Source organism: Catellatospora paridis (assembly GCF_009720365.1).
GTDB lineage: Bacteria > Actinomycetota > Actinomycetes > Mycobacteriales > Micromonosporaceae > Catellatospora > Catellatospora paridis.
This window is the reverse complement of the sequence record NZ_WBZD01000043.1, coordinates 67,375-92,940: the sequence shown is the minus strand read 5'-3', so window position 1 is coordinate 92,940 and position 25,566 is coordinate 67,375. Positions and strand designations below refer to the sequence as shown.

Annotated in this window: 24 protein-coding genes and 1 pseudogene; 9 read left to right on the top strand and 16 right to left on the bottom strand. The window is 72.1% G+C overall.

Annotated features, from left to right (window positions below):
* Positions 1–29: 29 nt before the first annotated feature.
* Positions 30–1,262, top strand: coding sequence for a threonine/serine exporter family protein (locus F9C41_RS38315; RefSeq protein ID WP_230690333.1), 1,233 nt, complete (start codon positions 30–32; stop codon positions 1,260–1,262).
* A 92-nt stretch (positions 1,263–1,354) separates the two neighbouring features.
* Here the strand turns inward: F9C41_RS38315 and F9C41_RS38310 are convergent, their stop codons facing one another.
* Positions 1,355–3,835, bottom strand: coding sequence for a DEAD/DEAH box helicase (locus F9C41_RS38310; RefSeq protein WP_155391753.1), 2,481 nt, complete (start codon positions 3,833–3,835; stop codon positions 1,355–1,357).
* Between the two features lie 15 nt (positions 3,836–3,850).
* Complete coding sequence (locus tag F9C41_RS38305) at positions 3,851–4,375, bottom strand: PadR family transcriptional regulator (RefSeq protein WP_230690323.1); 525 nt, start codon at positions 4,373–4,375, stop codon at positions 3,851–3,853.
* Here F9C41_RS38305 and F9C41_RS38300 point away from each other — a divergent pair.
* Positions 4,359–5,294, top strand: a complete 936-nt coding sequence (locus tag F9C41_RS38300) for an alpha/beta fold hydrolase (RefSeq protein WP_155391751.1) — start codon at positions 4,359–4,361, stop codon at positions 5,292–5,294. The two genes, F9C41_RS38305 and F9C41_RS38300, sit on opposite strands and share 17 nt — an antisense overlap.
* Here F9C41_RS38300 and F9C41_RS41710 read toward each other — a convergent pair.
* The 3 genes and pseudogenes from F9C41_RS41710 to F9C41_RS38285 all read right to left on the bottom strand — a co-directional run.
* Positions 5,263–5,484: pseudogene (locus tag F9C41_RS41710) on the bottom strand (MFS transporter); the annotation flags it as partial. The gene F9C41_RS38300 and the pseudogene F9C41_RS41710 sit on opposite strands and share 32 nt — an antisense overlap.
* Before the next feature lie 27 nt (positions 5,485–5,511).
* Complete coding sequence (locus F9C41_RS41950; RefSeq protein WP_269059026.1) at positions 5,512–5,757, bottom strand: HNH endonuclease; 246 nt, start codon at positions 5,755–5,757, stop codon at positions 5,512–5,514.
* A 706-nt stretch (positions 5,758–6,463) separates the two neighbouring features.
* Entirely contained in the window at positions 6,464–7,666 is a 1,203-nt protein-coding gene (locus tag F9C41_RS38285; RefSeq protein ID WP_196280141.1) for an MFS transporter, read from the bottom strand.
* Positions 7,667–7,724: 58 nt separating this feature from the next.
* Here F9C41_RS38285 and F9C41_RS38280 point away from each other — a divergent pair, with 58 nt between their 5' ends.
* Positions 7,725–8,723: an ArsR/SmtB family transcription factor gene (locus F9C41_RS38280; protein ID WP_407924777.1), complete on the top strand. Its 999-nt coding sequence runs from the start codon at positions 7,725–7,727 to the stop codon at positions 8,721–8,723.
* A 45-nt stretch (positions 8,724–8,768) separates the two neighbouring features.
* On the opposite strand, the gene F9C41_RS38275 is transcribed toward F9C41_RS38280, so the two are convergent.
* The 4 genes from F9C41_RS38275 to F9C41_RS38260 form a co-directional block, all read right to left on the bottom strand.
* A complete protein-coding gene (locus F9C41_RS38275) occupies positions 8,769–9,023 on the bottom strand; it encodes a hypothetical protein (protein ID WP_155391748.1) in 255 nt (84 codons plus the stop codon).
* A gap of 123 nt (positions 9,024–9,146) precedes the next feature.
* Entirely contained in the window at positions 9,147–9,719 is a 573-nt protein-coding gene (locus tag F9C41_RS38270; RefSeq protein ID WP_155391747.1) for a TIGR03086 family metal-binding protein, read from the bottom strand.
* Between the two features lie 28 nt (positions 9,720–9,747).
* Complete coding sequence (locus F9C41_RS38265; RefSeq protein ID WP_196280140.1) at positions 9,748–11,763, bottom strand: PIG-L family deacetylase; 2,016 nt, start codon at positions 11,761–11,763, stop codon at positions 9,748–9,750.
* 2 nt (positions 11,764–11,765) lie between these two features.
* Complete coding sequence (locus F9C41_RS38260; RefSeq protein ID WP_155391745.1) at positions 11,766–13,460, bottom strand: stealth family protein; 1,695 nt, start codon at positions 13,458–13,460, stop codon at positions 11,766–11,768.
* A 281-nt stretch (positions 13,461–13,741) separates the two neighbouring features.
* Between F9C41_RS38260 and F9C41_RS38255 the strand changes: the two genes are divergently transcribed.
* On the top strand, positions 13,742–14,569 hold the full coding sequence (locus F9C41_RS38255; protein ID WP_155391744.1) for an inositol monophosphatase family protein: 828 nt from the start codon (positions 13,742–13,744) through the stop codon (positions 14,567–14,569).
* 45 nt (positions 14,570–14,614) lie between these two features.
* Here the strand turns inward: F9C41_RS38255 and F9C41_RS38250 are convergent, their stop codons facing one another.
* Entirely contained in the window at positions 14,615–15,784 is a 1,170-nt protein-coding gene (locus tag F9C41_RS38250; RefSeq protein WP_155391743.1) for a nucleoside 2-deoxyribosyltransferase domain-containing protein, read from the bottom strand.
* A 48-nt stretch (positions 15,785–15,832) separates the two neighbouring features.
* Here F9C41_RS38250 and F9C41_RS38245 point away from each other — a divergent pair, with 48 nt between their 5' ends.
* A complete protein-coding gene (locus F9C41_RS38245; protein ID WP_155391742.1) occupies positions 15,833–16,465 on the top strand; it encodes a nucleoside/nucleotide kinase family protein in 633 nt (210 codons plus the stop codon).
* Between the two features lie 63 nt (positions 16,466–16,528).
* On the top strand, positions 16,529–16,960 hold the full coding sequence (locus F9C41_RS38240) for a CBS domain-containing protein (protein WP_155391741.1): 432 nt from the start codon (positions 16,529–16,531) through the stop codon (positions 16,958–16,960).
* Between the two features lie 53 nt (positions 16,961–17,013).
* Here F9C41_RS38240 and F9C41_RS38235 read toward each other — a convergent pair whose 3' ends face one another.
* Together F9C41_RS38235 and F9C41_RS38230 are read right to left on the bottom strand one after the other, a co-directional pair.
* Positions 17,014–18,657, bottom strand: coding sequence for a solute symporter family protein (locus F9C41_RS38235; RefSeq protein ID WP_155391740.1), 1,644 nt, complete (start codon positions 18,655–18,657; stop codon positions 17,014–17,016).
* Positions 18,654–19,010, bottom strand: coding sequence for a DUF485 domain-containing protein (locus F9C41_RS38230; RefSeq protein WP_155391739.1), 357 nt, complete (start codon positions 19,008–19,010; stop codon positions 18,654–18,656). Before F9C41_RS38230 ends, F9C41_RS38235 begins: the two co-directional genes overlap by 4 nt.
* Before the next feature lie 221 nt (positions 19,011–19,231).
* On the opposite strand from F9C41_RS38230, the gene F9C41_RS38225 reads away from it, so the two are divergent.
* Together F9C41_RS38225 and F9C41_RS38220 are read left to right on the top strand one after the other, a co-directional pair.
* Positions 19,232–19,651 carry a helix-turn-helix domain-containing protein gene (locus F9C41_RS38225; protein ID WP_155391738.1) on the top strand — a complete coding sequence of 140 codons (420 nt, stop codon included), beginning with the start codon at positions 19,232–19,234 and terminating at the stop codon, positions 19,649–19,651.
* Positions 19,652–19,718: 67 nt separating this feature from the next.
* Positions 19,719–20,126 carry a VOC family protein gene (locus tag F9C41_RS38220; RefSeq protein WP_155391737.1) on the top strand — a complete coding sequence of 136 codons (408 nt, stop codon included), beginning with the start codon at positions 19,719–19,721 and terminating at the stop codon, positions 20,124–20,126.
* Between the two features lie 80 nt (positions 20,127–20,206).
* Here the strand turns inward: F9C41_RS38220 and F9C41_RS38215 are convergent, their stop codons facing one another.
* The 4 genes from F9C41_RS38215 to F9C41_RS40930 all read right to left on the bottom strand — a co-directional run bounded on the left by F9C41_RS38215 (position 20,207) and on the right by F9C41_RS40930 (position 24,443).
* Positions 20,207–21,037 (bottom strand): hypothetical protein, encoded by an 831-nt coding sequence (locus F9C41_RS38215; protein ID WP_155391736.1) that lies wholly within the window; start codon positions 21,035–21,037, stop codon positions 20,207–20,209.
* 314 nt (positions 21,038–21,351) lie between these two features.
* Positions 21,352–22,257, bottom strand: a complete 906-nt coding sequence (locus F9C41_RS38210) for a hypothetical protein (RefSeq protein WP_230690322.1) — start codon at positions 22,255–22,257, stop codon at positions 21,352–21,354.
* 171 nt (positions 22,258–22,428) lie between these two features.
* The gene (locus F9C41_RS40935) at positions 22,429–23,211 is read right to left on the bottom strand and encodes a LytR/AlgR family response regulator transcription factor (protein WP_196280138.1); all 783 of its coding nucleotides are present in this window, start codon (positions 23,209–23,211) and stop codon (positions 22,429–22,431) included.
* Positions 23,208–24,443 carry a sensor histidine kinase gene (locus F9C41_RS40930; RefSeq protein WP_196280137.1) on the bottom strand — a complete coding sequence of 412 codons (1,236 nt, stop codon included), beginning with the start codon at positions 24,441–24,443 and terminating at the stop codon, positions 23,208–23,210. Before F9C41_RS40930 ends, F9C41_RS40935 begins: the two co-directional genes overlap by 4 nt.
* A 128-nt stretch (positions 24,444–24,571) precedes the next feature.
* On the opposite strand from F9C41_RS40930, the gene F9C41_RS38200 reads away from it, so the two are divergent.
* On the top strand, positions 24,572–25,516 hold the full coding sequence (locus tag F9C41_RS38200; RefSeq protein ID WP_155391734.1) for an aminoglycoside phosphotransferase family protein: 945 nt from the start codon (positions 24,572–24,574) through the stop codon (positions 25,514–25,516).
* The last annotated feature ends 50 nt before the right edge of the window (positions 25,517–25,566 follow it).

Below are 25,566 nucleotides of genomic sequence, written 5' to 3'. Positions count from 1 at the left end.
CCACGGTGATCCATACTGCCGCAGTGACCATGCCGCCCGACAACCTGCTCGAATTCCTCCGCAAGTGCGGGGTCGCCCTGTGCCTGGCCGGGGAGACGGCCAACCGCATCCCGGACGAGCTGGTCGCGATCGCGGACGCCTACGGCGTGGGCGAGGTGGAGTTCCTGGTCGTGCCGACCGGAGTCTTCGTCCGGGCCGGTGTCGAGGGCGGGGTCACCGTCGACTTCGCCAACGCCGACGGGCCGCCGCTGCGCCTGGACCAGGTAGACCGGCTGTACAAACTGTTCGAGCAGGTCAAGGCCGATCCGATCCCGCCCGCCGAGGGCATCGAGCGGGTCCAGGACATCCTCGACGCGCCACCGCGCTTCGGCGCGGTGATCACGGTGTTCGGCCACGGCGTGCTCACCGTCGGCATCGGCCTGCTGTTCGTCCGCGACGGCCGGGCGCTGATCAGCCTGGCCCTGCTCGGGCTCCTGGTCGGCGTGCTGCGCCTGCTCGCCGAGCGGGTGCAGGTGCTGTCGCTGGCGCTGCCGGTGGCGGCGGCGATGCTGGTCACCGTGCTGGCCTACCGGTACAGCCCGGAACTCGGCGCGGACCCGGCCAGCCTGCTGATCCCGCCGCTGGCCACGTTCCTGCCCGGGGCGGCGCTGACGCTGGGCGCGCAGGAGATGGTCACCCGGTCCATCATCAGCGGCGCGAGCCGCCTGGTCTCCAGCGTGTACGTGCTGCTCCTGCTCACCTTCGGCATCTACGCCGGGATGCAGATCGCCGGGCCCGCGCAGGCGATCGCGGCGAGCGAGCCGCCGCTGGGCGTGTGGGCGCCGTGGGTCGGCGTGCTCGTGTTCGGCGTCGGCATCTACCTCAACAGCTCAGCGCCGCCCCGCTCGCTGCCGTGGCTGCTGGTCACGCTCCTCCTGGCGTACGGGGGCCAGTACCTGGCCGGCCAGGTCGGCGGCGGTGTGTTCGCCGCGTTCGTCGGCGGGCTGCTGATCGTGCCGCTGGCCAACGCGGTGCAGCGACTGCACGGGCCGCCCGCGCAGGTCGTCTTCCTGCCGTCGTTCTGGCTGCTGGTGCCCGGCGCGCTCAGCCTGGTCGGAGTGACCGGCCTGACCGGCCTCGTCGAACTGTCCGGCACCGGCCGGTCCAACCTGGTCACCGCGTTCCTGACCGTCGTCGCGGTCTCCCTGGGCGTCCTCGTCGGCTCCAGCCTCCTGTCCAACGTGACCGCCACCTCCCGCCTCCTCACCTCCCGCTCGGCCTGACCCCCAACCCCACGCGGCGCAACTTTTAAAGAGTCGCGGCCACCGGCATCCGCCGAGGCCGCGACTCTTAACAAGTTGCGAAAGTGGGTGGGCTAGGCGCCGAGCTGGCCGACGTCGGTGATGGTGACGATCGCCTGGCCGTGCTCGTCCGAGGCGGCGAGGTCGATCTCGGCGCTGATGCCCCAGTCGTGGTGGCCGTCCGGGTCGTCCAGGATCTGGCGCACCTTCCAGACGTCCTTGCCCTGCTCGATGATGATCCGGGCGGGGCCGCGGGCGTCCGGGCCGATACCGATCTCGTCGTAGAGCTCGAAGTACGGCTCCAGCGCCTCGCGCCACGCCTGGCTGTCCCAGCCGTCGGCGGCGTCCAGCTCGCCGAGCGCTTCCCAGCGCCGGCGGGCGGCCAGCTCGACCCGGCGGAACAGGGCGTTGCGCACCTGCACCCGGAACGCGCGCACGTTGCGGGTGACCGCGGGCGGGGCGGCCTCGACCGGCGCGTCGCCGGGGTTGCTCAGCTGCTCCCACTCGTCGAGCAGGCTGGAGTCGACCTGGCGGACCAGCTCGCCGAGCCACTCGATGACGTCGTGCAGCTCCTCGGTCTTGCTGTCCTCGGGCACGGTCTGGCGCAGCGTGCGGTACGCGTCGGCGAGGTAGCGCAGCACCAGGCCCTCGGACCGGGTCAGGCCGTAGAAGCTGACGTACTCGGTGAAGGTCATGCCCTGCTCGAACATGTCCCGGACCACGGACTTCGGGGACAGCCGCTGGTCGTCGACCCACGGGTGGCCCTTGCGGTAGGACTCGAAGGCGACCTCGAGCAGCTCCTCCATGGGCTTGGGCCAGGTCACGTTCTCGAGCAGCGCCATGCGCTCCTCGTACTCGATGCCGTCGGCCTTCATCTGCGCGACGGCCTCGCCCTTGGCCCGGTCCTGCTGCGCGTAGAGGATCTGCCGCGGGTCCTCCAGCACCGCCTCGATGATCGACACCACGTCCATGGCGTAACCGGGGTCGTCCTTGCCGAGCAGCTCGATCGCGGCCACCGCGAACGGCGACAGCGGCTGGTTGAGCGCGAAGCCGAGCTGTAGCACGTCGGTGACCCGGATGCGGCCCTCCTCGGTCTGCTCCACGATGCCCGCGGTGCGCAGCGCCCGGTAGATCATGATCGCCCGGCGGATGTGCCTGCGGCGGGCGGTCGGCGTCTCGTGGTTGTCGGTGAGCAGGTGGCGCATGTTGGCGAAGGCGTTGCCGCCGCGCTCGATCACGTTGAGCACCATGGCGTGGCTGACGTTGAAGCTGGAGGTCAGCGGCTCGGGCTCGGCGGAGACCAGGCGCTCGAAGGTGGGCTGCGCCCAGCCGATGAAACCCTCCGGCGGCTTCTTGCGCACCAGCTTCTTCAGCTTCTTGGGGTCGCCCGCGGCCTTCGCGGCGGCCTTCTCGTTCTCGACCACGTGCTCGGGTGCCTGCACGATGACGGTGCCGAGGGTGTCGTATCCGGCCCGGCCCGCGCGCCCCGCGATCTGGTGGAACTCGCGCGCCTTGAGCAGCCGCATCCGCTGCCCGTCGAACTTGTTCAGGCCGGTGAACAACACCGTGCGGATGGGCAGGTTGATGCCGACGCCCAGGGTGTCCGTGCCGCAGATGACCTTCAGCAGCCCGGCCTGGGCCAGCTGCTCGACCAGGCGGCGGTACTTGGGCAGCATGCCCGCGTGGTGCACGCCGATGCCGTGGCGCACCAGGCGCGACAGCGTCTTGCCGAAGCCGGCGGTGAACCGGAACGTGCCGATCAGCTCGGCGATGGCGTCCTTCTCCGCGCGCGTGCACATGTTGATGCTCATCAGCGCGCTGGCCTGCTCCAGGGCCGCGGCCTGGGTGAAGTGCACGATGTACACCGGGGCCTGCTTGGTGGACAGCAGCTCCTCGATGGTCTCGTGCAGCGGCGTGGTGACGTACGAGTGGAACAGCGGCACGGGCCGCTCGCCGGAGCTGACCACGGCGGTGGGCCGACCGGTGCGCCGGGACAGGTCGTCGACGAACCGGGTGACGTCGCCCAGCGTCGCCGACATGAGCACGAACTGCACGTCGGGCAGCTCGATGATCGGCACCTGCCACGCCCAGCCCCGGTCTGGCTCGCTGTAGAAGTGGAACTCGTCCATGACGACCTGGCCGACGTCGGCGTCCGCGCCGTCGCGCAGGGCGAGGTTGGCCAGGATCTCCGCGGTGCAGCAGATGATCGGCGCGTCCGGGTTGACCGCCGCGTCGCCGGTCATCATGCCGACGTTCTCCGGGCCGAACGCGGCGCACAGCGCGAAGAACTTCTCCGAGACCAGTGCCTTGATGGGCGCGGTGTAGAAGGTGCGCCGGTTCTCGGCCAGGGCGGCGAAGTGCGCGCCGAGCGCGACCAGGCTCTTACCGGAGCCGGTCGGCGTGCTCAGGATCAGGTTCGCCCCGGAGACGATCTCGATCAGGGCTTCCTGCTGCGCCGGGTACAGCGAGATGCCCTGCTCGGCCACCCAGCCGGAGAAGGCGTCGAAGAGGGAGTCGGGATCGCTGTCGCGGGGGAGGTGATCAGTGAGCGTCATGGTCCGTAAATGGTCTCACGTCGCGAGCTCTGCCAGCGCCTCGCGTAGCCACGCCCGCTCGGCCCGGCTGGTGGCGCGCGCCACGGTGAGCATGCCCCGGCGGAACAGGTCGGCCTGCTCGTCGGCCCGCTGCGGCCGGTCTCCGGCGTAGAAGAAACTTGCCGGGGCCTCCAGGAAGTCCAGCCGCCGCCGCAGCACGCGGGCCTGCGTGGCGGGGTCGCCGAGCCGGCCGAGGAAGGCCAGCAGCACGTTGAACCGGGTGCTGTCGGTGATGTCCAACTCGCTGGGTTCGGCCAAGCGCCGCAGCAGTTCCGCCCGGCCGGCGCCGGTGAGTTCGAGGGTGTGTCGCTGGGCCGCGGCGGCGCCCGCCTCGCGGCGGCGGACCAGCAGCCCGGCCTTCTCCAGCCGGGTGATCGCGGGGTAGAGACTGCCGTCGCTGATCGGCCGGGCGTGTCCGGCGAGCTGGGCGATCCGGGTGCGCAGCTCGTATCCGTGCAGCGGCTGCTCGGCCAGGAAACCCAGGATGGCGAGTTCGATCACACCGCTCATTCTGCCTTGCCTCGTTTCGAGGTATACACTACCTTCGTGCCTCGAAACGAGGTACGCCGAGGAGGACGTCATGGAGATCGAGGGCGCATACGGGACCCGGCTGCAGGTGACCGCGTTCGGCGGGACCGGGCCGGGCATCCTGCTGCTGCACGGGCTGACCGACCACGCGGGCACCTGGGCGTCGACCGCGTCCTGGCTGACCGCATACGGCCGGGTCGTCGCCTACGACGCCCGCGGCCACGGGATGAGCGAGCGCCCCGCCGGGCCCTACACCCGCGACGCCTACGTGGGCGACGCCGCGGCCGTGATCGAGCGGCTCGGCCTCGCCCCGGCACTGGTGATCGGCCACTCGATGGGCGGGCTGACCGCCTGGCAGCTCGCCGGTCGGCGGCCCGAGCTGGTGCGCGGGATCGTTGTCGGCGACATGTCCCCGGTCACGCCGGTCGACGCCGTGCGCAGCTGGCGGGACTGGCTGGCGAGCTGGCCCGTGCCGTTCGCCTCGCTCGACGAGGTGCGCGCCTACTTCGGGGCCGACCGCCCGGCGCTGGGCGGGGTCTTCGCCGAGGTGATGCGGCACGGCCCGGACGGGTGGCGGCCACAGGCGCACGCCGAGCACGTCGTAGCGACGGTCGAGCACTGGGCGGCCCGGGACCACCGCCCGGAGCTGGCCCTGGTCAGGTGTCCGGCGCTGGTCGTCGCGGGCGGCCGCAGCGACAACCCCGTGCCCGGCCAGCGCGAGGCCGCCGACCTGCTGCCCGACGCCACCTTCGCGCTGCTGCCCGAGTCCGGGCACGTCCTGCACCGCGAGGACCCTGCCGGCTGGCGGGCGGCGGTCGAGCCCTTCGCCGCCGTGCTTTGCGGCCGCGCCCGTGGCGGGGCTCGGCTGACCTTGGGCGGCGGCTCCGCCTGACGGCCAGGATGCCCGCGAGCATGCCCGCCGCGACGGCCGTGAACAGCAGCCCGGCCTCGGCGGCGTACGGGACCAGCACGCCCTCCGCGCCGACCACCAGCGACGGCGGCAGCCACTGCGCCAGCAGCAGCGACCGGACCTCGGGCCGGGCCAGCAGGTTCCGGTTGACCCGCCAGGTGGCGGCCACGGCCGTCTGTGGTCAGGGCTGAGATGGGACTCACCTCCTTCCGCGGAGAAGCCTCCATTCAGACAGGAAGAAGTCGGACTTCAAGAGGTTGCATGGCGCGCATGCGGGCAGGACGTTGCTGGGCGCATGCCGCCCTCCTCTCGCCAGCGGGACGACATGGTCCATCTGGGGGCGAGAGGTCTTGCGGTGGCAGTAGGCACAGCGCCCATCGTGGCGACGCTTGATGCGTTCCCACTCGCCGGCCGAGATCACAACCAGGCCCGGGTTGCCGAGCATACGAGCCCGGCGGGCGTGCTTTCGGATCACGGCGCTTGGGCGCGCGTTGCGCCTTCGGTCAGCGGCCTTGAGCTTGCACGGCTTCGAGCAGGCCATCGCGTTGGATCGCCGGTGGCGGGTGCTCGCGCCGCAGGTGACGCATCGACGGGTGGTCGCCGGCTCCGGTTGCGCAGTAGCCAGCGGGTCGCCGTACTTCAACAGCCGCTGGTAGTGACGGGAACACAGCTCTTGAGCCTTCCACGGCTTTCCGCAGCCCTCGATTGTGCACGTTCCGCCCTGGCTGCGCGGTGGCACACCCTTGGCGGCGTGCCGTGCCTTTGCCTTGCAGGGCTTGTTGCAGAACCGTGCATCGCTCCGCTTGTGCGAGATGTCAACCTTGCAGTGCTCGCAAGCCCTCACAGATCCTCCCATCCAATGGGGAGTGGATCTTATGAGTGGCATGCGACAAGTTGACTCAGAACAATGGCTTGATGCTGCGAAGTTCGCGCAGCCAGCCGATCAGCCGGCGGTCATGGAAGGTCAGGCCGCAGGGATCGGGACGCCGTAGGCGCCGCGACTTGCGGAAGAATGCCACCACAGGCGCAGCAGCACGATGGGGTCGTTAACCACGCCCAGGAGCGCCCGCGGGGTCCCGGCCGACCACGGCCGCCACTGCCGGTGATCATGAAGTTGTGGCAGGGACACGCCGCCGAGCCGTGCCATAAGTTCATGATCGACGCGAGAGGGTAGGGCGCAGGGCGAGGGTGGCGGTGAGTGAGGCGGCGCCGCAGAGGGCGATGACGGCGGCGGGCGGGAGGGCCTCGCCGAGGGCTCCGCCGGCTGCCGCGGACAGGCCCTGCATGGTCATGGTGCCGGTCAGGGCCAGGCCGAACGCCTGGCCGCGGGCGGCCTCCGGGACCGCGTCGAGGAAACGGCGGGCCAATCCCAGCTGGTATGCGACGCCGAAGCCGGAGGCGGCCAGCAGGGCGGCGGCGGTCGGGGGGCCGGGGGACAGGGCGAAGCCGAGCAGCGGCGCGCCGAGCAGCAGGGCGAGCGGGGCGGCCAGCCGTTCCCGGCGGTCGGGGGTGAGCAGCCGCCCGACGACCAGGTTGCCCGCGAGCATGCCCGCGGCGACGGCGGTGAACAGCAGCCCGGCCGCGTCCGGCAGCCCGGCCTCGGCGGCGTACGGGACCAGCACGCCCTCCGCGCCGACCACCAGCGACGGCGGCAGCCACTGCGCCAGCAGCAGCGACCGGACCTCGGGCCGGGCCAGCAGGTTCCGGTTGACCCGCCAGGTGACGGCCACGGCCCCGCCGCCGGAGCCGCCGCGACGCGGGTGGTCGGCCAGCCGGAGCCGGATCAGCGCGGCCGACAGCAGGCAGGACGCCACGGTGATCCACATGGCGCCGGTGGCGTCGACGGCGGCGATCAGGAACCCGCCGACGGCGAAGCCGAGCACCTGGGTGCCGCCCGCGGACACGGCGAACGCGGCCCGGCCGAGCACGTAGCGGTCGCCGTCGAGCAGGTCGGGCAGCAGTGCGGTGCGGGCGGCGGAGGCGATGGCGCTGGGCACCCCGGTGACGAACACCAGAGCCAGCATGGCCGGGGCGGGCAGCACGCCGATCGCCAGCACCGCCCCGACGGCGGCGCGCAGCAGGTCGTAGCCGACCATCACCGCGCGGGGCGGCCAGCGGTCGGCGTACGCCAGCAGCAGCGTGCCGCCGAGCGCGTACGGCAGGAAGCCGGACACGTACGCCAGCGCGGACAGCAGCGCCGACCCCGTTGCGGCGTAGACGAGCACGGACAGCGCGAGCATGCGTACGGTCTCGCCGACCAGGAACAGCGTGTAGCCGGTGAACAGCACCCGGAACTGGCCTACGGCGAAGACCTCGCGGTAGGTGGCCCGCGGGGGTGCGGCGGTGACGGTCATGTCGGTCAGCATCGGGGCCCGTGCCTGGCCTGGCTAAGCTTTCGCGAGGAGGCGAAACATGCTGGCCATCGACGTGGGTCCGGTCGACGTGGCGCACACCCGCTACGCGATCTCGCCGCTGGGCGAGGCGATGCAGGCGCTGCGGGTGGCGGCCGGGGTGCAGGCGGCGGGGGCGCTGCGACCGTGGGCCGACCGCATCGCACCGCACTACCAGCGGCTGCGCCGCGAGGTGCCGGCGGTCGGGGCGCTGACCGCGCTGATGCGGCGCGGCGCCTACAACGCCGACTTCGTCCACCCGCCGCCCGCCGGTCCGGGCGTCGACTTCGCCGCCGAGCTGGCCGTGGTGCGTGCCACGCCGCTGCCCCGGGCCCGCCTGGAACTGGCCCGCAACCTGGTCGGCCTGCGCCCGCCCCCGCGCCACGTGCGGCAGGTGCTCGACGCTCCGGACGTGGTCGACCGGCTCGCCGACGCGATCGAGGCGGCCTGGCACACGCTGGTCGAGCCCGACTGGGCGCGGCTGCGGACGGTGCTGGAGCGTGACCTGGTCCGCCGCGCCGGGCACCTCGCGATGTACGGGTGGGCGGCGGCACTGTCGGATCTCGATCCGCGGGTGAGCTGGCGCTCGGACGGACCCGCCGGGACGATCGAGGTGCGGACCGGTTCGCGGACGGCGTGGGAGCGGCACCGCCTCGGCGGCCGGGGACTGCTGCTGATGCCCACCGTGTTCGGCTCGCTCATCACGTATGTGGAGCCGCCGTGGCCGTACGCGCTGGTGTATCCGGCCCGGGGGATCGCCGACCTGCTCGGGCCTCCGGCGGCCGAGCCGGGCGGGCTGGGTCTGGGCAGGCTGGTCGGCCCGCACCGGGCCGACGTGCTGCGGGCCCTGGCCGTGCCCGCGACGACCACACAGCTGGTGCGCCAGCTGGGCCTGAGCCTGGGCGCGGTGGGCGGGCACCTGGCCGTGCTGCGCGACACCGGCCTGGTCAGCCGCACCCGGACCGGCCGCGCGGTCCGCTACGAGCGCACCCCGCTCGGCGACGCCCTGGCCGGGACGTGAACAGGCAGGTGGCGGGCCGGATCACGGCCCGCCACCCGGCCGGGGCTACCGCTTGGGCTGGTTGTGCTTCGGCTGGTTGCCCTTCTTGGACTTCATCGAGGTAGGCGAGTTGCCCGCCTGCTCCTTCTTCTGCGGCATCGTCGCCGTGGCGGCCGCAGGTTGTTCATGTTCGGACTCGGTGTGGTTCATGGAGTGCGCGTTCACGCCACCGGCCGCCTGGTGCTGCGCGGTGCCCGCGTGCTGGGCGTCCTCGTGACGGGCTTCGCGCGGGTCGCGGTCGGGTCGGTTGTTCTTCGCCATGCTGCCGTGCCTCCTCGAACTGGGGCCTCAGCGCCCTGCTGACACCCACGGCCCACGCTAGAAGAGCGGCGGCGGTCCTTGGGGCAGAATGGACATACTAGGCATACCGGTCGGTAACCAAGGTCAGCCTGCGTCCCGCCCCAGATAGGCGGCCAGCCGGTCGGCCTCGGTCGCGCCCGCCGGGACCGGTCGTTCCGGCCCGAACGGGCCGCCGTCGCGGGGCACCCCGTCCAGAAAGGACCGCCAGCTCGCGAGCACGCGGACGGCCAGCTCAGGGGAGATGTCGGTGCTCGCGCCGAGGGCACGGGCCAGGTCCCAGCCGTGCGTGGTGAGCTCGTTGACGACGTGCTGCACGGTGACCGCGCCCGGCTGCGGCCCGATCGGCGTCGGCGCGACCTCGGTCAGGTAACCCGGCCGGCCGAACGCGGCACGGGCGCGCGCCGCGTGCTCGCCGAACGCGGCCACCGGGTCGGGGTAGCCGGGCTCGTCCTCGGGCGGCGGCGCGCCCTCGGCCAGGGTCGCGTAGCGGTCACCGATGAACGCCAGGTGGCACAGCAGCCGCTTGACCGTCCAGCCCGCACACGGCGTCGGGTCGTCCATGCGCCGTGGGGTGACCGTGCCCGCCAGCGCGCCGACCTCGGCCGTGATCATGTCGTACGCGGCCAGCGGGTCGGGAAGCGTCAGATAACCGTCCATGCCCGTTTCCTGCCCCGCCCGGTGACGTTCACACCTGCGCCGGGCGCAACGTGCTCGGGGCAGGCGCGCCCTGCCAGCGGGTGTCCGTCGCGGTGCCGTCGAGGGCGCACGTCCACAGCCGGCCGTCCGCGCCGACGGTCGCCGCCCAGGCCCGCCCGCGCGAGTCCACGGCGACCGAGGGCGCGCCGGTGAACAGCGCCCCGGACGGCGACCAGGCCGCCGTCTCACCGGGCCGGTGCGCGTCGGTGAGGCCGACCCGGCCCGCGTCGTCGCGACGCAGCAGTTGCAGGCGGCCGTCGCGGAGCAGCCCGGCCACCGCGCCCGTGCCGCCGCCGGCGGGCACCGTGGATCCGGCGCCATCCTGTAGCACGGTGAGCGTCGCCCCGTCGGCGTGCCCGACCAGCACCGGGCCCTCCCCGCCGGCGGCGGAGCGGGCGGCCGACAGCGCGCCGTCCATCACCCCGCGCAGCAGCACCTCCTGCTGCCCGAAGCGGCCCGCGGGGTCGTCGCGCCGCCAGCACAGCAGCTCGTCGTCGGTCACCGCGTACAGCTCCGTGCGCGGCCCGGCCGACACCGTCACCAGCGCGTCGCGGATGCCCTTGCCACCCAACCGGATCCACGGCCCCCACCGCCCGTCGGCGCCGCGCCGGCGCATCGCGGCCCCGCGCTCGAAGTCGCGGGCGAACACGCTCAGGCCGCCGTCGGCGTCGGCGACCGCGACCGGCATGCCGACCTCCCGGGCCCGTGCCGGGTCGCCGCCCGCGTCCGGGTTGCCCAGCTCCGCCCAGGTGACCGGGCCGCCGGGCACGGCCTGCTCGCCGTGCACGACGGCCAGGCGCGGGCCGGCGACGGCCAGGTCCTGGCGTACCCCGAACAGGTGCGTGCGGCCGTCCGGGGCGGACACCGCGCACAGGTGAGGGAGCAGGTTCTCCCCGCCCACGGGCTCCGGCGCGGACCAGGAGCCCGGGTCAGCGCCGCGCCGCCACCTCAGCGCCGTCCCGCCGAACACCGCGAAGGCGGCCAGCCCGTCGCCGTACGGGACCAGCCACGTCGTGCCGCCCGGGTGCCGGTAGGTCTGGCTGCGCCCGTACCGCTTGGCCCGCGCGCGCGTGCCCACCTGCAGGTCGCCGCAGCCGTACGGCACCGCGCAGGGATGCTCGTCGGCCCAGCCGTAGATGTCCAGGTAGGAGAACTTGCGCTCGTACACGGCCGGGCTGAGGTTGCGCGGCCACTGCTTGTTGAAGTAGCCGCGGTAGCTCTGCACCTGCACCGCCTCGCCGGCCCGCCGGTGGCGGCGCACCGCCTCGAACGCGAACCACGCCGCATACAGGTGGTCGGTGTGGTCGGAGTACGCCACGTCGCCCTCGGCGTACTTCAGGTGCTCCGGGGCCGGGTCCAGGGTGCGCACCACGGTCGGCTCGGCCGTGTCCAGCACCGAGGCCAGGATGGCGAGGACCTCGTCGCGGGTCAGCTCCCCGGCCGCGGGCAGGGGGCTGTCGGCGGGCCGCAGGAAGGGCTGCGCGTCGCGGCGGCCGTCCCACAGCCACTGCAGCCGGTTGCCTCCGGGGCCGTCCACGGGCGCTCGCAGGTTGAGGAACGCCAGCGTGACGTGCGGGGCCGCGGCCAGCGTGGCGGTCTCGTACACGGCGTCGCCGACGTGGCGGACCTCGCGCCGCCACGCGCTGTCGCGGTCACCGGTCGCCATCGCCGCGTACGCCGACCGGATGCCGTACTGCCGCGCGGCCGCGTACCCCTCGAAGTCGGGTTTCGGCTCGCGGCCGGCGTCGAGCGGCGCGTTGATCCCGTTGGCCTCCCCGGCGGTGAGGTAGACGCTGGTCACCGCGTTCCCGCTGTCCAGCGCCTGCATCACGTCCGGGTTGAGGAAGTACAGGTCGTCGTCGGGGTGCGCGCAGATGTTGACGAACGCGGCCGGCCGCGGGGGCGCGCCCGCCGACCAGACCCGCTCCCAGGGCCGGGTCAGGCCCAGCCCGATCACCCCGCCGCCGGCCAGCAGCAGGGCGCTGAGCGCCGTGCGCCGGTGCAAGGTCAACCGTCCTGTCGCGCGGCGTCCGGACCCGGCAGCTCCCACGGCGCCGCCACCGGGTAGTAGGCCGTCAGGAAGTCGCGCAGCAGCCGGTCCCGATCGTGCCGCTGCCCGGTGGTGCCGTCCTCGTCGTTGACGCAGAAGACGTCCTTGGCCCGCTGGCTCAGCACCAGCGCCAGCTGCCGCTTCGCGTCCGCCGCGGCCAGGCTCACGTAGGTGCTGGTGATCCGGTCGATGGCGGCGCGGCCGGTGGCCAGCGCGTAGTAGTGGTACGCCGAGGACACCAGCGAGACGTCGGTCGGGTCCCGGAACCGGTTGCCCGCGGTGCGCTCCAGCTCCTGCGCGTACCGTTCGGACATCTCGGCGAGCACGTCGCGGCGCAGCGCGTGCGGCACGTGCTTCATCTTGTAGGTCAGGTGCCGGCCGAAGTCGCGGGCGATGAGGGCGCGGTTGTTCTTGCCCGCCACGGTGGGCGCCAGGTCGGCCGCGTCCGCGGGGCCCGGATCGACCTTCCCACGCGACGGGAACAGCTTCGACAGGCCGTTGGGCTGGAAGAACTTCAGAGAGTTGATCGGGCGGCCGACGAAGACGTCGTCGTTGAAGTAGACGAACTGCTCGCTGAGCCCGTCGATGTGGTGCAGCCGGCTCTCGATGGCGTGCGAGTTGAACGTCGGCAGCCGGCCGTGGTCGCCGAACAGCTCCTTGTGGCTGACCACCCGCACCCGGCCGTGGCAGGTGTCCAGCCAGGACGGCACCTGGTCGTCGGTGACCAGCCAGATCCGGCGCACCCACGGCGCGTACAGGTGCAGCGAGCGCATCGAGTAGCGCAGCTCGTCGTGGTTGGCGAAACGCGACTCCCCGGTGGCCTGGACCGTCAGCGGCCGGTCCTGCGCCGCCAGGGCGGCGTCCCGCCGGGCCTGCCAGGCCGGGTCGCTGTCGTCGACCCAGGTGTAGACCACGTCGACCGGGAAGGTGATGTCGTCGAGCAGGGTGCCCGCGAACTCCGGCCGGGTCGGACGCTGCGGCTGGCCGGGCACGTGCGCCGACGTCATCCGGGTGAAGGCGGCCTCGTCGAGGCTCAGCGACGAGCCGGTGGCCGGGACCCGGTCGGCGACCCGGTTGGGCCGGGGCGCGTGCAGCGGCCCCTGCGGGGTGCGCGACCACACCTCGACGTCGCAGCCGTGCGCCACGCCCAGCAGCAGTGACCCGGACGGGTCGCAGACGTACTGGATCAGCCGGATCACCCGGTGTCCGGCCAGGGTGCGCCAGGCGTGGTTGGAGGTGGCGGGCATCGGGGTCTGCACGCCCTGGTCGGTCACCGCGGCGACGAACAGCGGCCGCCGCAGCGCCTCGCGCCGCAGCGCGGCCCACGCCTCGCGCCGCCCGCCCGACCCGATGGCGACCGCGGACGCCTTGTCGTCGTATCCCCGCACGCAGAAGTGGTCGACGCCCGCGTCGCGCAGCACCGTCAGCACCGTCTCCAGGGCGAGCCGGCGCGCGGCCAGCGGGGTCGCCTCGACCATCGGCCGGGCCAGCGCCGGCCCGTGCGCGGTCGACACGAGCCGCAGCTCGGTGGTGTCGTAGCGGCTGGTCAGGTGCCAGCGCACCGCCGAGCGCGCCCACCTGTCGGCCGGGCCGCCGGCCCGTCGGGCGCGCGGCAGGAGCAGGTCCACCGACCTGCGGGAGAGCGCCGCCATCGCGGCCGACCGTCGGGGCACCTGGAAGATCACGTCGGAATAACGATCGTGACCTGCAAAACGAGACTCCTCCGGACGGCCGACCTGTACGTTCGCTGTGAGCGCAGCCAGGGCCTGCTGCCTGCCGAAACAGGGTGAGTATCGGTGACCCGCCACGCGGAGCCAAGGTGTCCGGTCGCCGACACCGCCGACTTGGCTCCGCGGCTCCGCCCGCGCCGACCGAACCCTCGCGGGCCGGGGCCGCGCTGCGGTGACATCCGCCGGGATGGCAGGCTGGGCCCGTGCTGGACGCGACAGAGGTGGCCGAGGTCGAGCGGGCGGTACGCCGCGTCGCCGAGGAACAGATCCTGCCCAGGTTCGGCCGCCTCACCGCAGCCGACATCGCGTTCAAGTCCTCGGAGACGGACTTCGTCACCGTCGCCGACCGCGCCGCCGAGGAGGAGCTGGCCAAGCACCTGACCGCCTTGGTCCCCGGCTCGATCATGGTCGGCGAGGAGGCCGTTGCGGGCGACCCCGCGCTGCTGAACGAGATCGACGGCGACGCCCCCGTGTGGATCGTGGACCCGATCGACGGCACGCACAACTTCGTCAGCGGCAGCCCCCGGTTCACCACGCTGGTCGCGCTCGCCCACCGCGGCCGCCTGCTCGCCTCGTGGACCTACGCGCCGGTCATGGACCTGATGGCGGTCGCCACCGCGGGCGGCGGCGCGTACGTCGACGGGCAGCGGGTTCAGGTGCGCCCGGTCGAGCCCACCCTGCGCCACCTCGACGTCAGCGTCTCCCCGCCGATCTGGTGGGCGCCCGACCACCGCGAAGGCTTCCACCGGCTCAGCCGGCACGGCGTGGCGCTGTCCTTCTTCGACACCTCAGGGCTGGAGTACATCCAGCTCGCCAGCGGGCGGCGGACCGCGATGGTGCTCACCTGGGAGCTGCCCTGGGACCACGCGGCCGGGCTGCTGCTGCACGCCGAGGCCGGCGGGGTGGCCATGGCCGCCGACGGCAGCCCGTTCCGCATCGGCGGCGGCAACCCCATGCCGTTCCTGGTCGCCCCGGACGCTGCGACGGCCCACCTGGTGCTCTCGGCGCTGAACCCAGCCGATGCGGCCTGACCTGCTGAACCCGGCCGCGCCCTGACTGCGGCCGGCCCGGTCCGGTCAGCGGTCTGACAGGGCTGCGGTGACCAGGCCGACCGTGGTCCAGTCGACGTCCGGGTCGGCGAGCAGCCGCCCGTAGGTGGTGAACTCCAGGGCCGTGTGCTCGCCGTCCGCGGTGACGCCGTGCTGCTGCGGTCCGGACTCCAACGCGGCCAGCTCCGTCTCGGTCAGCTCCAGGCTGAACAGGTGCACCCGGTGCGCGGACACCGTCGCCGCGGGCTGGCGTACGCCATGGGCGCGCAGCCGCGCCGCGTCCACCCGGAGGCCCGTCTCCTCGGCCAGCTCCGCCAACGCGACCTGACGCGGGTCAGCCGCGCCCGGCTGCGACCCGCCCGGCAGCTCGTGCACGTACCCGTCGGTGGTGACCGCGCTGGAGCGGAACTCGCGCACCAGCACGATCCGGGTCTGCGCCAGGGTGTCCCCGGGCAGGTAGGCGACGACCGCGCTGACGTCCGGCCGGCCGAGCACCACCTCGTTGTCCTTGACCCGGTCCTCCGCGGCGACCTCGACGCCGACGTGCGCCGCCCACCAGAACGGCCGCCCGTCCGCGCCCGGCCAGGTCCAGGCGACCCGGGCCGAGCGCAGCCGGTTGCCGGCCGCCTCCTGCGCGCCCAGCCAGGTCCGCACGCCCTGGTCGTGCCACAGGGCCAGGGGCAGCTCGCGGTGCGCGCCCGCGCGCCGGGATCCGCCGCCCAGCAGCGTCAGCGCCGCGGCCAGCGTGTCGGCGAGGGTGTCGGCGACGGGCGCGCCGTGCAGCTGCGCGTAGTGGGACAGGTAGCGCAGGCCGGGGGCGTCGGGCGGCGCGCCGAGCACCACCCGGCCGCTGGACTCCCAGCGGCCCCACTCGACGTTCGTGGTGAAGCCGGGCAGCGTGGCCAGGTCGCGGGGCACCCAGAACAGCACCGTGTCGGACAGGTGCAGGCAGGCGTCCTCCCATTGCACCTGGCGCAGCCAGCCGTGCGGCATACCGCCCTCGGGCCGCTCCGGCACGAACACCACCAGCCGCCCCGGGCCCTTCCACTGCTCTTCCAGCAGGTCCAGGGCCTCCGGACGCCAGGACGCCACGTCGGGCGAGCGCGGGGTCGGCCCGGCCAGGAACAGCGCCGCCGCCCAGGAGTCCGGGGGCGATTCTCCTGCGTACACGGGGGCGACCTCGCGCGCGATCTCCATGCCGGTGATCGTCCCATGCTCCACAGTGGCCGTCGGTAGGGTAGTCGGATGCGTGTGCGGTCGGTGACGCCAGAGGGCCTGGTGAGCGAGCTGGTCGAGCGGATCGCCAAGATCGCCGAGCCGGACGGGTGGACCCGGGTGGCGGTGGACGGCGCGCCCGCGGCCGGGCCGGACCGGCTGGCCGAGGCGCTGGTCGACCCGCTGCGCGCGCTCGGGCACGAGGTGCTGCACGTGCGCACCGTCGACTTCCTGCGCCCGAGGTCGGTGCGGTTCGAGTTCGGCCGCACCGATCCCTACGCCTACTACGAGGGCTGGTTCGACGAGGCCGGGCTGCGGCGGGAGGTGCTCGACCCGCTCGGGCCGGGCGGCACCGGCCGGGTGCTGCCGACGCTGTGGGATCCGGTGCGCGACCGGGCGACCCGGGCCGGTTACCTCACCCTGCCGCCGGGCGCGGTCCTGCTGGTCAGCGGGGACCTGCTGCTCGGCTCGGGGCTGCCGTTCGAGCTGGCCGCGCACCTGGTGATGTCGCCGGCGGCGCTGGCCCGGCACACCCCGCCCGAGCTGGCCTGGACCCTGCCCGCGTATGCCCGCTACGCCGCCGAGGTGGCTCCGCAGACCTTCGCCGACCTGGTGGCGAAGGTCGACGACGCCCGCCACCCGGCGATCATGTCCGTCGATTAAGCCGCGCCGCCGTAGGCTGGAAGCGCAGGATGACCCCAGGGGACTGGCTACAGGGGGGTAATCATGACCACGGCTAAGCAGATCATGCACCTGGGCGCGCAATGCGTGCCCGAGAACGAGACACTGGCCCGCGCCGCCCAGCTGATGCGTGACATGGGCGTCGGCTCGCTGCCGATCTGCGGCAGCGACGACAAGCTCCGGGGCATCATCACCGACCGTGACATCGTCATCAAGTGCATCGCGTCGGGCGGCGACCCCAACACGATGACCTGCATCGAGATGGCCAAGGGCACGCCGATCTGGGTCGATGCCAAGGCCGACGAGGACGAGATCCTCAAGACCATGGAGCAGCACAAGATCCGCCGGGTGCCGGTGATCGAGGACCACCAGATCATCGGCATGATCAGCGAGGCGGACCTGGCCCAGCACCTGTCGAACGAGAAGCTGGCGCACTTCGTCTCCACCATCACCGCGGCGCCGCCGACGCGCGGCTGAGCATACGAGAAAGGGGCGCCCCGACCGGGGCGCCCCTCGTGCTGTGCCGGGGGTCAGTGCGCGCCGACGCCGGTCAGCGAACGCACCTCGAGCTCGGCGTACTTCTGCGGGTCCGCGGGCTCGCGGGACAGGACGGTGCCCAGCCAGCCGCAGAGGAAGCCGACCGGGATCGAGATGATGCCCGGGTTCGACAGCGGGAACCACTGCCAGTCCGAGTTCGGGAACATCGCGGTCGGGCTGCCGGACACGACCGGCGAGAAGAACACCAGCACCACGGCGGTGATCAGACCGCCGTAGATGGCCGCGGTCGCGCCCGCGGTGGTGAACCGCTTCCAGAACAGGGAGTACAGGATCGCGGGCAGGTTGCCCGAGGCCGCCACCGCGAAGGCCAGCGCGACGAGGAACGCCACGTTGAGGCTCTGCGCGTAGATGGCCAGCACGATCGCGACCGCGCCGATGGCGAACGCCGAGATGCGGGCCACCCGCACCTCGCCGCCCTCGCTGACCTGTCCCTTGCGGATGACGCTGGCGTAGATGTCGTGCGCCAGCGAGCTGGACGAGGCCAGTGTCAGACCGGCGACGACGGCGAGGATGGTGGCGAACGCGACCGCCGCGATGATCGCCAGCATCGCCGCGCCGCCGGTGGTGCCGCCGAGGAAGCGTTCCCCGAGCACCTGGGCCAGCTGCGGGGCTGCGGTGTTGCCGCCCTTGTCCTGGGCGGTGATGGCCTCGCCGCCGACCAGTGCCGCCGCGCCGAAGCCGAGCGCGAGGGTCATCAGGTAGAAGGTGCCGATGATGCCGATCGCCCACAGCACGCTCTTACGCGCGGCCTTGGAGTTGGGCACCGTGTAGAAGCGGATCAGGATGTGCGGCAGGCCGGCCGTGCCGAGCACCAGTGCGATGCCGAGCGACAGCAGGTCCATCTTGTTGTAGAAGGTCTGCGCCGCGTCCCCGGCCACTTCCTTGCCGTAGCGCAGGCCGGGTTCCAGGAACGCCGCGCCCTTGCCGGACTTCGCCGCGGCCTCGCCGAGCAGCCCGGACAGGTCGAACTTGAACGCCGCCAGGACCAGCACCGTCATCAGGGCGGCGCCGACCATCAGCAGGAACGCCTTCACGATCTGGACGTACGTGGTGCCCTTCATGCCGCCGACGGTCACGTACACGATCATGAGAATGCCGATGAAGATGATCGTGGCGATCTTCGCGGTGTCGGCGTCCATGCCCAGGAAGTGCGCCCCGGGCTTGATGCCCAGCAGCAGCGCCACCAGCGCGCCCGCGCCGACCATCTGCGCCAGCAGGTAGAAGATCGACACCACGATGGTGGAGATCGAGGCGGCCACGCGCACCGGCGTCTGGCGCATCCGGAACGCCAGCACGTCGGCCATCGTGTACTTGCCCGAGTTGCGCAGCAGCTCCGCGACCAGCAGCAGGGCCACCAGCCAGGCGACCAGGAAGCCGATCGAGTAGAGGAAGCCGTCGTAGCCCGACAGCGCGATTATGCCGGCGATGCCGAGGAAGCTCGCCGCCGACATGTAGTCGCCGCCGATCGCCAGGCCGTTGGAGAACCCGGAGAACGACCGGCCGCCGGCGTAGAAGTCCGTCGCCGTCTTCGTCTGCCGGCTGGCCCAGATCGTGATGGCCAGCGTGATCAACACGAAGACCACGAACAGGACGATGGTCAGGGTACGGGCGCTCATGCCTTGACCTCCTCAGGCTGCGGGTCGGCGTCGAACTCGCCGGCCTGGATGCGGGCGTTGAGGTCCTCGGCCACGGGGTCGAGTTTGCGGTCGGCGTAGCGGGCGTACAGCCAGGCGATCAGGAACGTCGTCACGAACTGCAGCAGCCCGAAGACCAGCGCCACATTGATGTTGCCGAACAGGATCGTGCCCATGAAGTCGCGCGCGTACGCCGACAGGATCACGTACAGGGCGTACCAGCTGAAGAACGCGATCGTCATCGGGAACACGAAGCGCCGCAGCGAGCGGCGCAGCCCGGCGAACTCGGGGCTTTCCGCGATGCGCTCGTAGCGGTCCGGAGCGTCGGTGCTCATATATCACCAGCCTCGGTTGGGGAGAGGGTGCAACGTGGCACGTCGACGTGTGTGCAACGGGTCACAGTGCGGTTGCCCGCAGGCTAGGGACCGGCGCGTGGATCTGTGAACGGGCCGAAGCGGACATGCGCGGCGTGCGCGCCGAGCGGTCGACCACACGCGCCCAGCGGTGCCTGCCCGCGCGCCGAACGGCAGCGCTCCCACCCGCATAGCATTGCGGCGTGAGCCGAGAGGTCGAGGAACTGAACCGGCGTCTGCTCCGCGCCCGCGATGCGATGGACCGCGCCTACGCCCAGCCGCTCGACGTCCGTGCCGTCGCGGCGGTTGCCCACCTCTCTCCGGCGCACTTCAGCCGCCGCTTCCGCGGCGTGTTCGGCGAGACGCCGCATCGCTATCTCCAGCGGCGACGGGTGGAGCGCTCGATGTTCCTGCTGCGGGAGACCGGCCGCAGCGTCACCGACGTCTGCTTCGACGTCGGCTTTTCCAGCCTCGGGACCTTCAGTCGGACGTTCCGGGAGATCGTCGGGCAGACGCCGTCGGGATACCGCAGCGGACACCGACCCGTGGGCGTGCCCCACTGCGCCCTCATGGCCAACACCCGACCACGGGCGGCCGCGACCCGATCGAGCAGTTCTGGATAAGCCGAGGTCGAGAGGATTCGCCTAGCCTGGCGATACGTCGATCACCGTGCACCGAGGAGAACCAGAGATGATCACGAAGCTGAACGTCGCGTCGATCTACGTCCTCGATCAGGACGAGGCGCTGGACTTCTACGTGAACAAACTCGGGCTCGAGAAGGGCAACGACGTCAAGCAGGGCTCATACCGCTGGCTGACAGTCCGCGTCCCCGGCGCCGACGGCACCGAGATCGCCCTGGAGCGGCCAGGTGCGCCGCTGCACGACGAAGCGACGACCGAGCAGCTCCGCGAGCTGATCACCAAGGGCGCCCTGACCGGCCTCGTCCTGCTCGCCGACGACGTGCGGGGACTGTACGAGAACCTCAAAGCGGGCGGCTTCAACGACTTCACCCAGGAGCCCATCGACCACTTCTACGGCACCGACATGGGCATCCGCGACCCGTTCGGCAACCCGGTCCGGATCCTCCAGCAGGGGTGATCCATCCTGACCTGTTCGTGAAACGCGGTAGCCCGACGTGTCGACGCGCAACCCCGATCGCGTACGCGCACAGTCGCAGGTCAGTGGTTCTTCGCGCAGGCCTGTGCGGCGGCATCGGGAGGTCCCGAAGGCAGCGGGCTGCCCGGGGCGCCGGGGAGCGCGCCGGGCAGGACGGGACCGCCGAACTGGCTGTGGAATCGGCGTACGCCATTCCAGCCGCCGAACAGGCGCAGCGGTTTGTCGGGGGTGCCGACCCAGGTGGTGAGTTCGCGGTCGGCATCGAGATAGCTGATCCGGACGCCGAACTCGTAGAGTCCCTCGCAGGCGTAGACGTCGAGCTTGATGTCGGCGGCGTCCCCACGCGACACCGTGAACGTGCGTCCGAACGGGGCTGCTTTGGCCTGCGGGTTGTCCATGCCGCCGTCGACGACGCCGAGGTCGGTGACCGAGCCTCGGTCGAGCACCGCCTGCAGATTGCGGACCTGGGACGGTCCGCCGCAGCCGGGTTCCGCCTCCAGGCCCCAGGCAGGAACGACGTCACGACGGGTGAACACTTCGGGCTCAACGCCGAGAATCAGCAGCGGTTCGCTGTTGACGCCGGTAAGCGTCATGTTGAGCACGCCGTGATACCAGACGACGGCATCGAGCTGCCGAAGCGCCATGTTTCTGACGTCCTCGACCTCAGCTGGGGTGAGCGTGTCAGGCAGGTTCGGGCCGGCCCCGGCGACGGCGATCGTGTGATCGCACAGATAGGGATCCTCCGGCGGCCACTGGGCGATGGTCACCAGCTTGGCCTCGGTGGAGGGTGTGGGCGTGGGCGCCGGCCAGGTCGCTTCGACCAGGCGGTCTGCGATCGGGGCGACGATCGCCCCGATGACAAGCAGCATGATCGCCGAGGACGTGGAGACCACAGCTGTGCGGTGCCGGCGAAGCCAGGTCCTGATGGAACCTCGGCGACGGGCGCGGCGATCTCTTGAAGGCATCAGGTTCTCCCACTGGCGACTTCGGCAGTATTCACGATGCAATAGCCGCAGTCGGCCGAAACACCCGCGTATCACCCGATAGAGGAGACTCACAGCTCGGTTGGCCGCGACGCTCTGATCGACGTCACCGGCATTTCGCCACGGAACCGGGGCGCACCAGGGTCAGCCGGAATTCGTCTCGCGGAGCAGCCGCCGGTTGTGGTCCATAGCCGACGGCTGCTCCGGTGAGCGGGGTCGTACGCCTAGGCCGCGACGTAGCCGTTGAACACGTGGACCCCGTCGTGGGCACCGCTCGAGTTCGCCCGGTTCGTGTTGAAGTACAGCTTGCCGTCGCTGATCCCGACGCCCTCGATCTCGAACTTGGTCGAGTATGCCGAAGATGTGATGCGGAAGGACAGATCAGTGGCGGCGGGCGCGGTCCCTGTCGTCGTCGGCGACACGTTCCGGTAGACGAGCACGATGCTGCGGTTGTCCTTGGTCAGCGGGTAGTAGAGGACCTTCTTGGCCGCGTCGTAGAAGAATCCTTGGTTGGCGAACGTCCCCAGGTCCGGCACCGTGGCACCGTTGACCAGGGCACCGTCGACCTGCAGGTCGAACGCTCTGGTCAGGTCGATGGTGCCGGAGGAGGCGCGCAGCGGGAGGCTGCCGTTGTAGATCGTCCGCCCGCTCTTGAACATGAACGTGATCGCGGTGCTGGTCACCGAGACGCGATTTATCCCGGACGGCGCCGCTACGGCCCCGTTGAGGCGCAGCTGGTACGACCCGGAGTGGTAGTAGGTGGTGCCTTCGTAGCGGAGCCTCACGAGCTGCGCGCCGCTGCTGTTCATGGTGACGACGAAAAGATGGTGCTGACCGTCGATGTCGACGATCGTCATGTCGTTCCCGTGCCCGAGCCAGGTGTTGGTCGACCCGCCATTGGTGCCGTTGGTCATCAGCACCCGCTCGCCGGTGGTCTTGTGGACACGGTAGATGACGGAGACGTCGTCGTAGTCGGTGTGGTTCTTGACCGAGTAGAGGTAGGTGGCTCCGGCGGCGAACCCCTGTACCCCCGTGCAGCAGCTCGTATCGGGCGTGCTGGCGATGTCGGTGTACGTGTTGTAATAAGCGGCTTGAGCGGCTTGTCCAGATAGGAGCAACAGACTGAGCACCGAAGCGATCAGTATCGTCAGCCGTCCACCGAAACGCATGTGGTCCTCCCCGGACTCTTGACGACTCAGGCCCCACGTCTTGGAGATCGTCGAGTGCAGGCTATGGCGCGTCGGTAGGGCGGTCAACGCGACGACAGATTCACGCAGGTGGCTGCGTGACGCGGCCGCCCGTCAGCCCCAGTGCTGCTTGGCGGGGCGGATGAGGCGGTCCTTGAGTACGCGGGTGTGGCGGCGGGCGACCGGCAGCTGGCGGCCGCCGACGGACACCACATAGCCGGAGCCGGTCAGCCGCAGCTCGGTGACCAGGTCCAGGCGGACCAGGTAGGAGCGGTGGATGCGCAGGAAACCGGCGTCGGTCCAGCGCTCCTCCAGCTGCGTCAGCGACACGCGCACCAGGTGCGAGCCGTCGGTGGTGTGCAGGCGGGCGTAGTCGCCCTGCGCCTCCACCCAGCACACCGACGAGCGCGGCAGCAGCCGCACCACGCCGCCCAGCTCCACCGGGATCATCGGATCCCCGCCGGCCGGGCTCGCCTCGGGCGGGGCCGCGGGCCGGTCCTCGACGGCCGCGCGCTCGGACAGCACCCGGCGCAGCGACTCCGCGATGCGCTCGGCGCGCACCGGCTTGCGCACGTAGTCGACGACGCCCAGGTCGAAGGCGTCCGCGGCCCGGTCGTCGTACGCGGTGACGAACACGACGGCAGGGGAGCGGGCGAAGCGCTGCAGCACCCGGGCCAGGTCCATGCCGTCCAGGCCCGGCATGCGGATGTCGAGGAACGCCACGTCCACGTCGTTCTCGTGCAGCACCCGCAGCGCCTCGGCGGCGTCGGCGGCGCTGTGCACGTACTCCACGCGGGGGTCATTGCGCAGCAGGTAGAGCAGCTCGTCGAGGGCCGGGGGCTCGTCGTCGACGGCCAGCACCCGCAGCCGCGGCGGGGACGCGGGACGGCCGGTCACGCCCGCCTCCCGTCGCGCCCGGCGGCGGGCCGCCCGGCCGTGGTCGGCTCGCTCATGACCGCGCCACCCCGGAACTTCGGGATACGCAGGCTGACCCGGGTGCCGGCCTGCGGCGCCGTCTCCACGACCAGGCCGTACGCGTCGCCGAACACCGCCCGCAGCCGGTCGTCCACATTGCCCAGCCCCACATGCTGCCCGCCGTCGCCGTCCACCGTGCCGTCGCCGTTCAGCAGTACCGCCGGGTCCATGCCCACGCCGTCGTCCTCCACGATGATCTCGCAGTCCGCACCCGCGTCCGCGGCGATGATCCGGATCGTGCCCACACCCGGCTTCGGCGCGAGCCCGTGCCGCACCGCGTTCTCCACCAGCGGCTGCAGGCACAGGAACGGCACCTCCACCGGCAGCACCTCGGGCGCGACCCGCAGCCGCACCTGCAGCCGCTCGCCGAACCGGGCCCGTTCGATGGTCAGGTAGCGGTCGATCGAGCGCAGCTCCTCGGCGAGCGTGGTGAACTCCCCGTGCGCCCGGAACGAGTACCGGGTGAACTCGGCGAACTCCAGGATCAGCTCCCGGGCCTGCTCGGGATCGGTGCGCACGAAAGAGGCGATCGCGGTCAGCGCGTTGTAGACGAAATGCGGGCTGATCTGCGCCCGCAGCGCCCGCACCTCGGCCCGCGCCGAGCGGGCCCGCTCCTCCTGCAACTCGGCCAGCTCCAGCTGCAGCCCGACCCAGTGCGCGGTCTCCAGCACCACCCGGACCAGACCCGGCGTCGGCCGGGCTTCGGTCACCGCGACCAGCGCCCCGGCGGTGCCGCCGTCGGGTTTGGACACCGGTGCCGCGACAGCCCCGCGCACCGGGCAGTCCAGCCGTACACAGGTCAGCTCCTGGGGTCGCAGCAGCACCGGCCGGCCGCTGGACAGCGCCCGCTGCGCCGCGGCCAGCAGAGCCTCGCGGTGGTGGCCGCCCGCGCCGTCGTGCGCCAGGAAACCGGTGCCGTCGGCGAGCACCAGCCCGGCCGCGCCGACCAGGGTGCGCAGGTGCTTCAGCGCCGACGCTGCGGTCTCGTCGCGCAAGCCCTGCCGCAGCGGCTCGCTGGCCAGCGTCGCCAAATGCAGCACCTGGTACGTCGCCCGCTCCTCCGGCGTGACGACCCGGCGACGGCCGCGCATCATCACCACCGCGGTCGCGGCGATGACGGCCGCCACGGCGGCGGCGCCCAGCGCTGGGTACATGGCAGCGATCGTGCCACGCCCCGCCCCCACGCTCCACCCCCGCGACGCCGCACCGGCGACCACCCGGTCGACCACGAACGGGGGAAAACAGGCTGCACGGCAGGTCACGCCGGTGCGAGGATCTGCCGATGGCAGTGGCGAGCGGGGTACGCATCGGGTGGGCGGACGTGCCGGAACACGTCCAGGCAGAGGTGGAGACGATCCTGGGCGACCGGATCGTGGAGGCGGTGACGCAGCAGGGCGGCTTCTCGCCGGGCACCGCCGACCGGGTCCGCACCGCCGGTGGCCGGCGCGCCTTCGTCAAAGCCGTCAGCACCGCCCAGAACGAGCGCTCGGTGCAGCTGCACCGCCAGGAGGCGCTGGTCACCGCCGCCCTGCCGCCGAACGTGCCCGCGCCGCGGCTGCTCGGCTGCTTCGACGACGGCGGCTGGATCGCGCTGGTGCTGCAGGACGTGGAGGGCAGGCACCCGGTGACACCGTGGACGGCCCCCGAACTCGACGCCGTGCTCGATACGCTGGGCATGCTCGCCACGGGCCTTACCCCGTGCCCGATACCCGACCTGCCGACCGTGGCTGCCCTGCTCGGCAACGACCTGCGCGGCTGGGAGCGCCTCGCCACCGATCCGCCGGACGACCTCGACCCGTGGGCCGTCGCGCGCCTGCCCGAGCTGATCGAGCTGGGGGCCGCGGGTGTGGCGGCGCTGGACGGCGAGACCGTCGCGCACACCGACATCCGCGCCGACAACCTGCTCGTCGGCCCCGACGGCACGGTCACCGTCGTCGACTGGCCGTGGGCATGCGTCGGCCCGGCCTGGCTCGACAGCATGATGATCATGGTGAACGTGAACCTGTTCGGCGGCCACGACGTGGACGCCCTACTCGCCGCGCACACCGCCCCGCTGGGCGCGCGCCCGGCCGACGTGACCGGCGTGCTCGCCGGGATGACCGGCTACTTCCTCGACGCCGCCCGCCGGCCCGCGCCGCCCGGCATCCCGACGGTGCGCGCCTTCCAGCGCGCCCAGGGCGAAGCCTCCCTGCGCTGGCTGCGCACCCGCCTCGAAGCCGGACACTGACGCCCACCGCATCCTGCTGCTCCGCGTCGCCAGAGTTAAGAAGGTGCCCT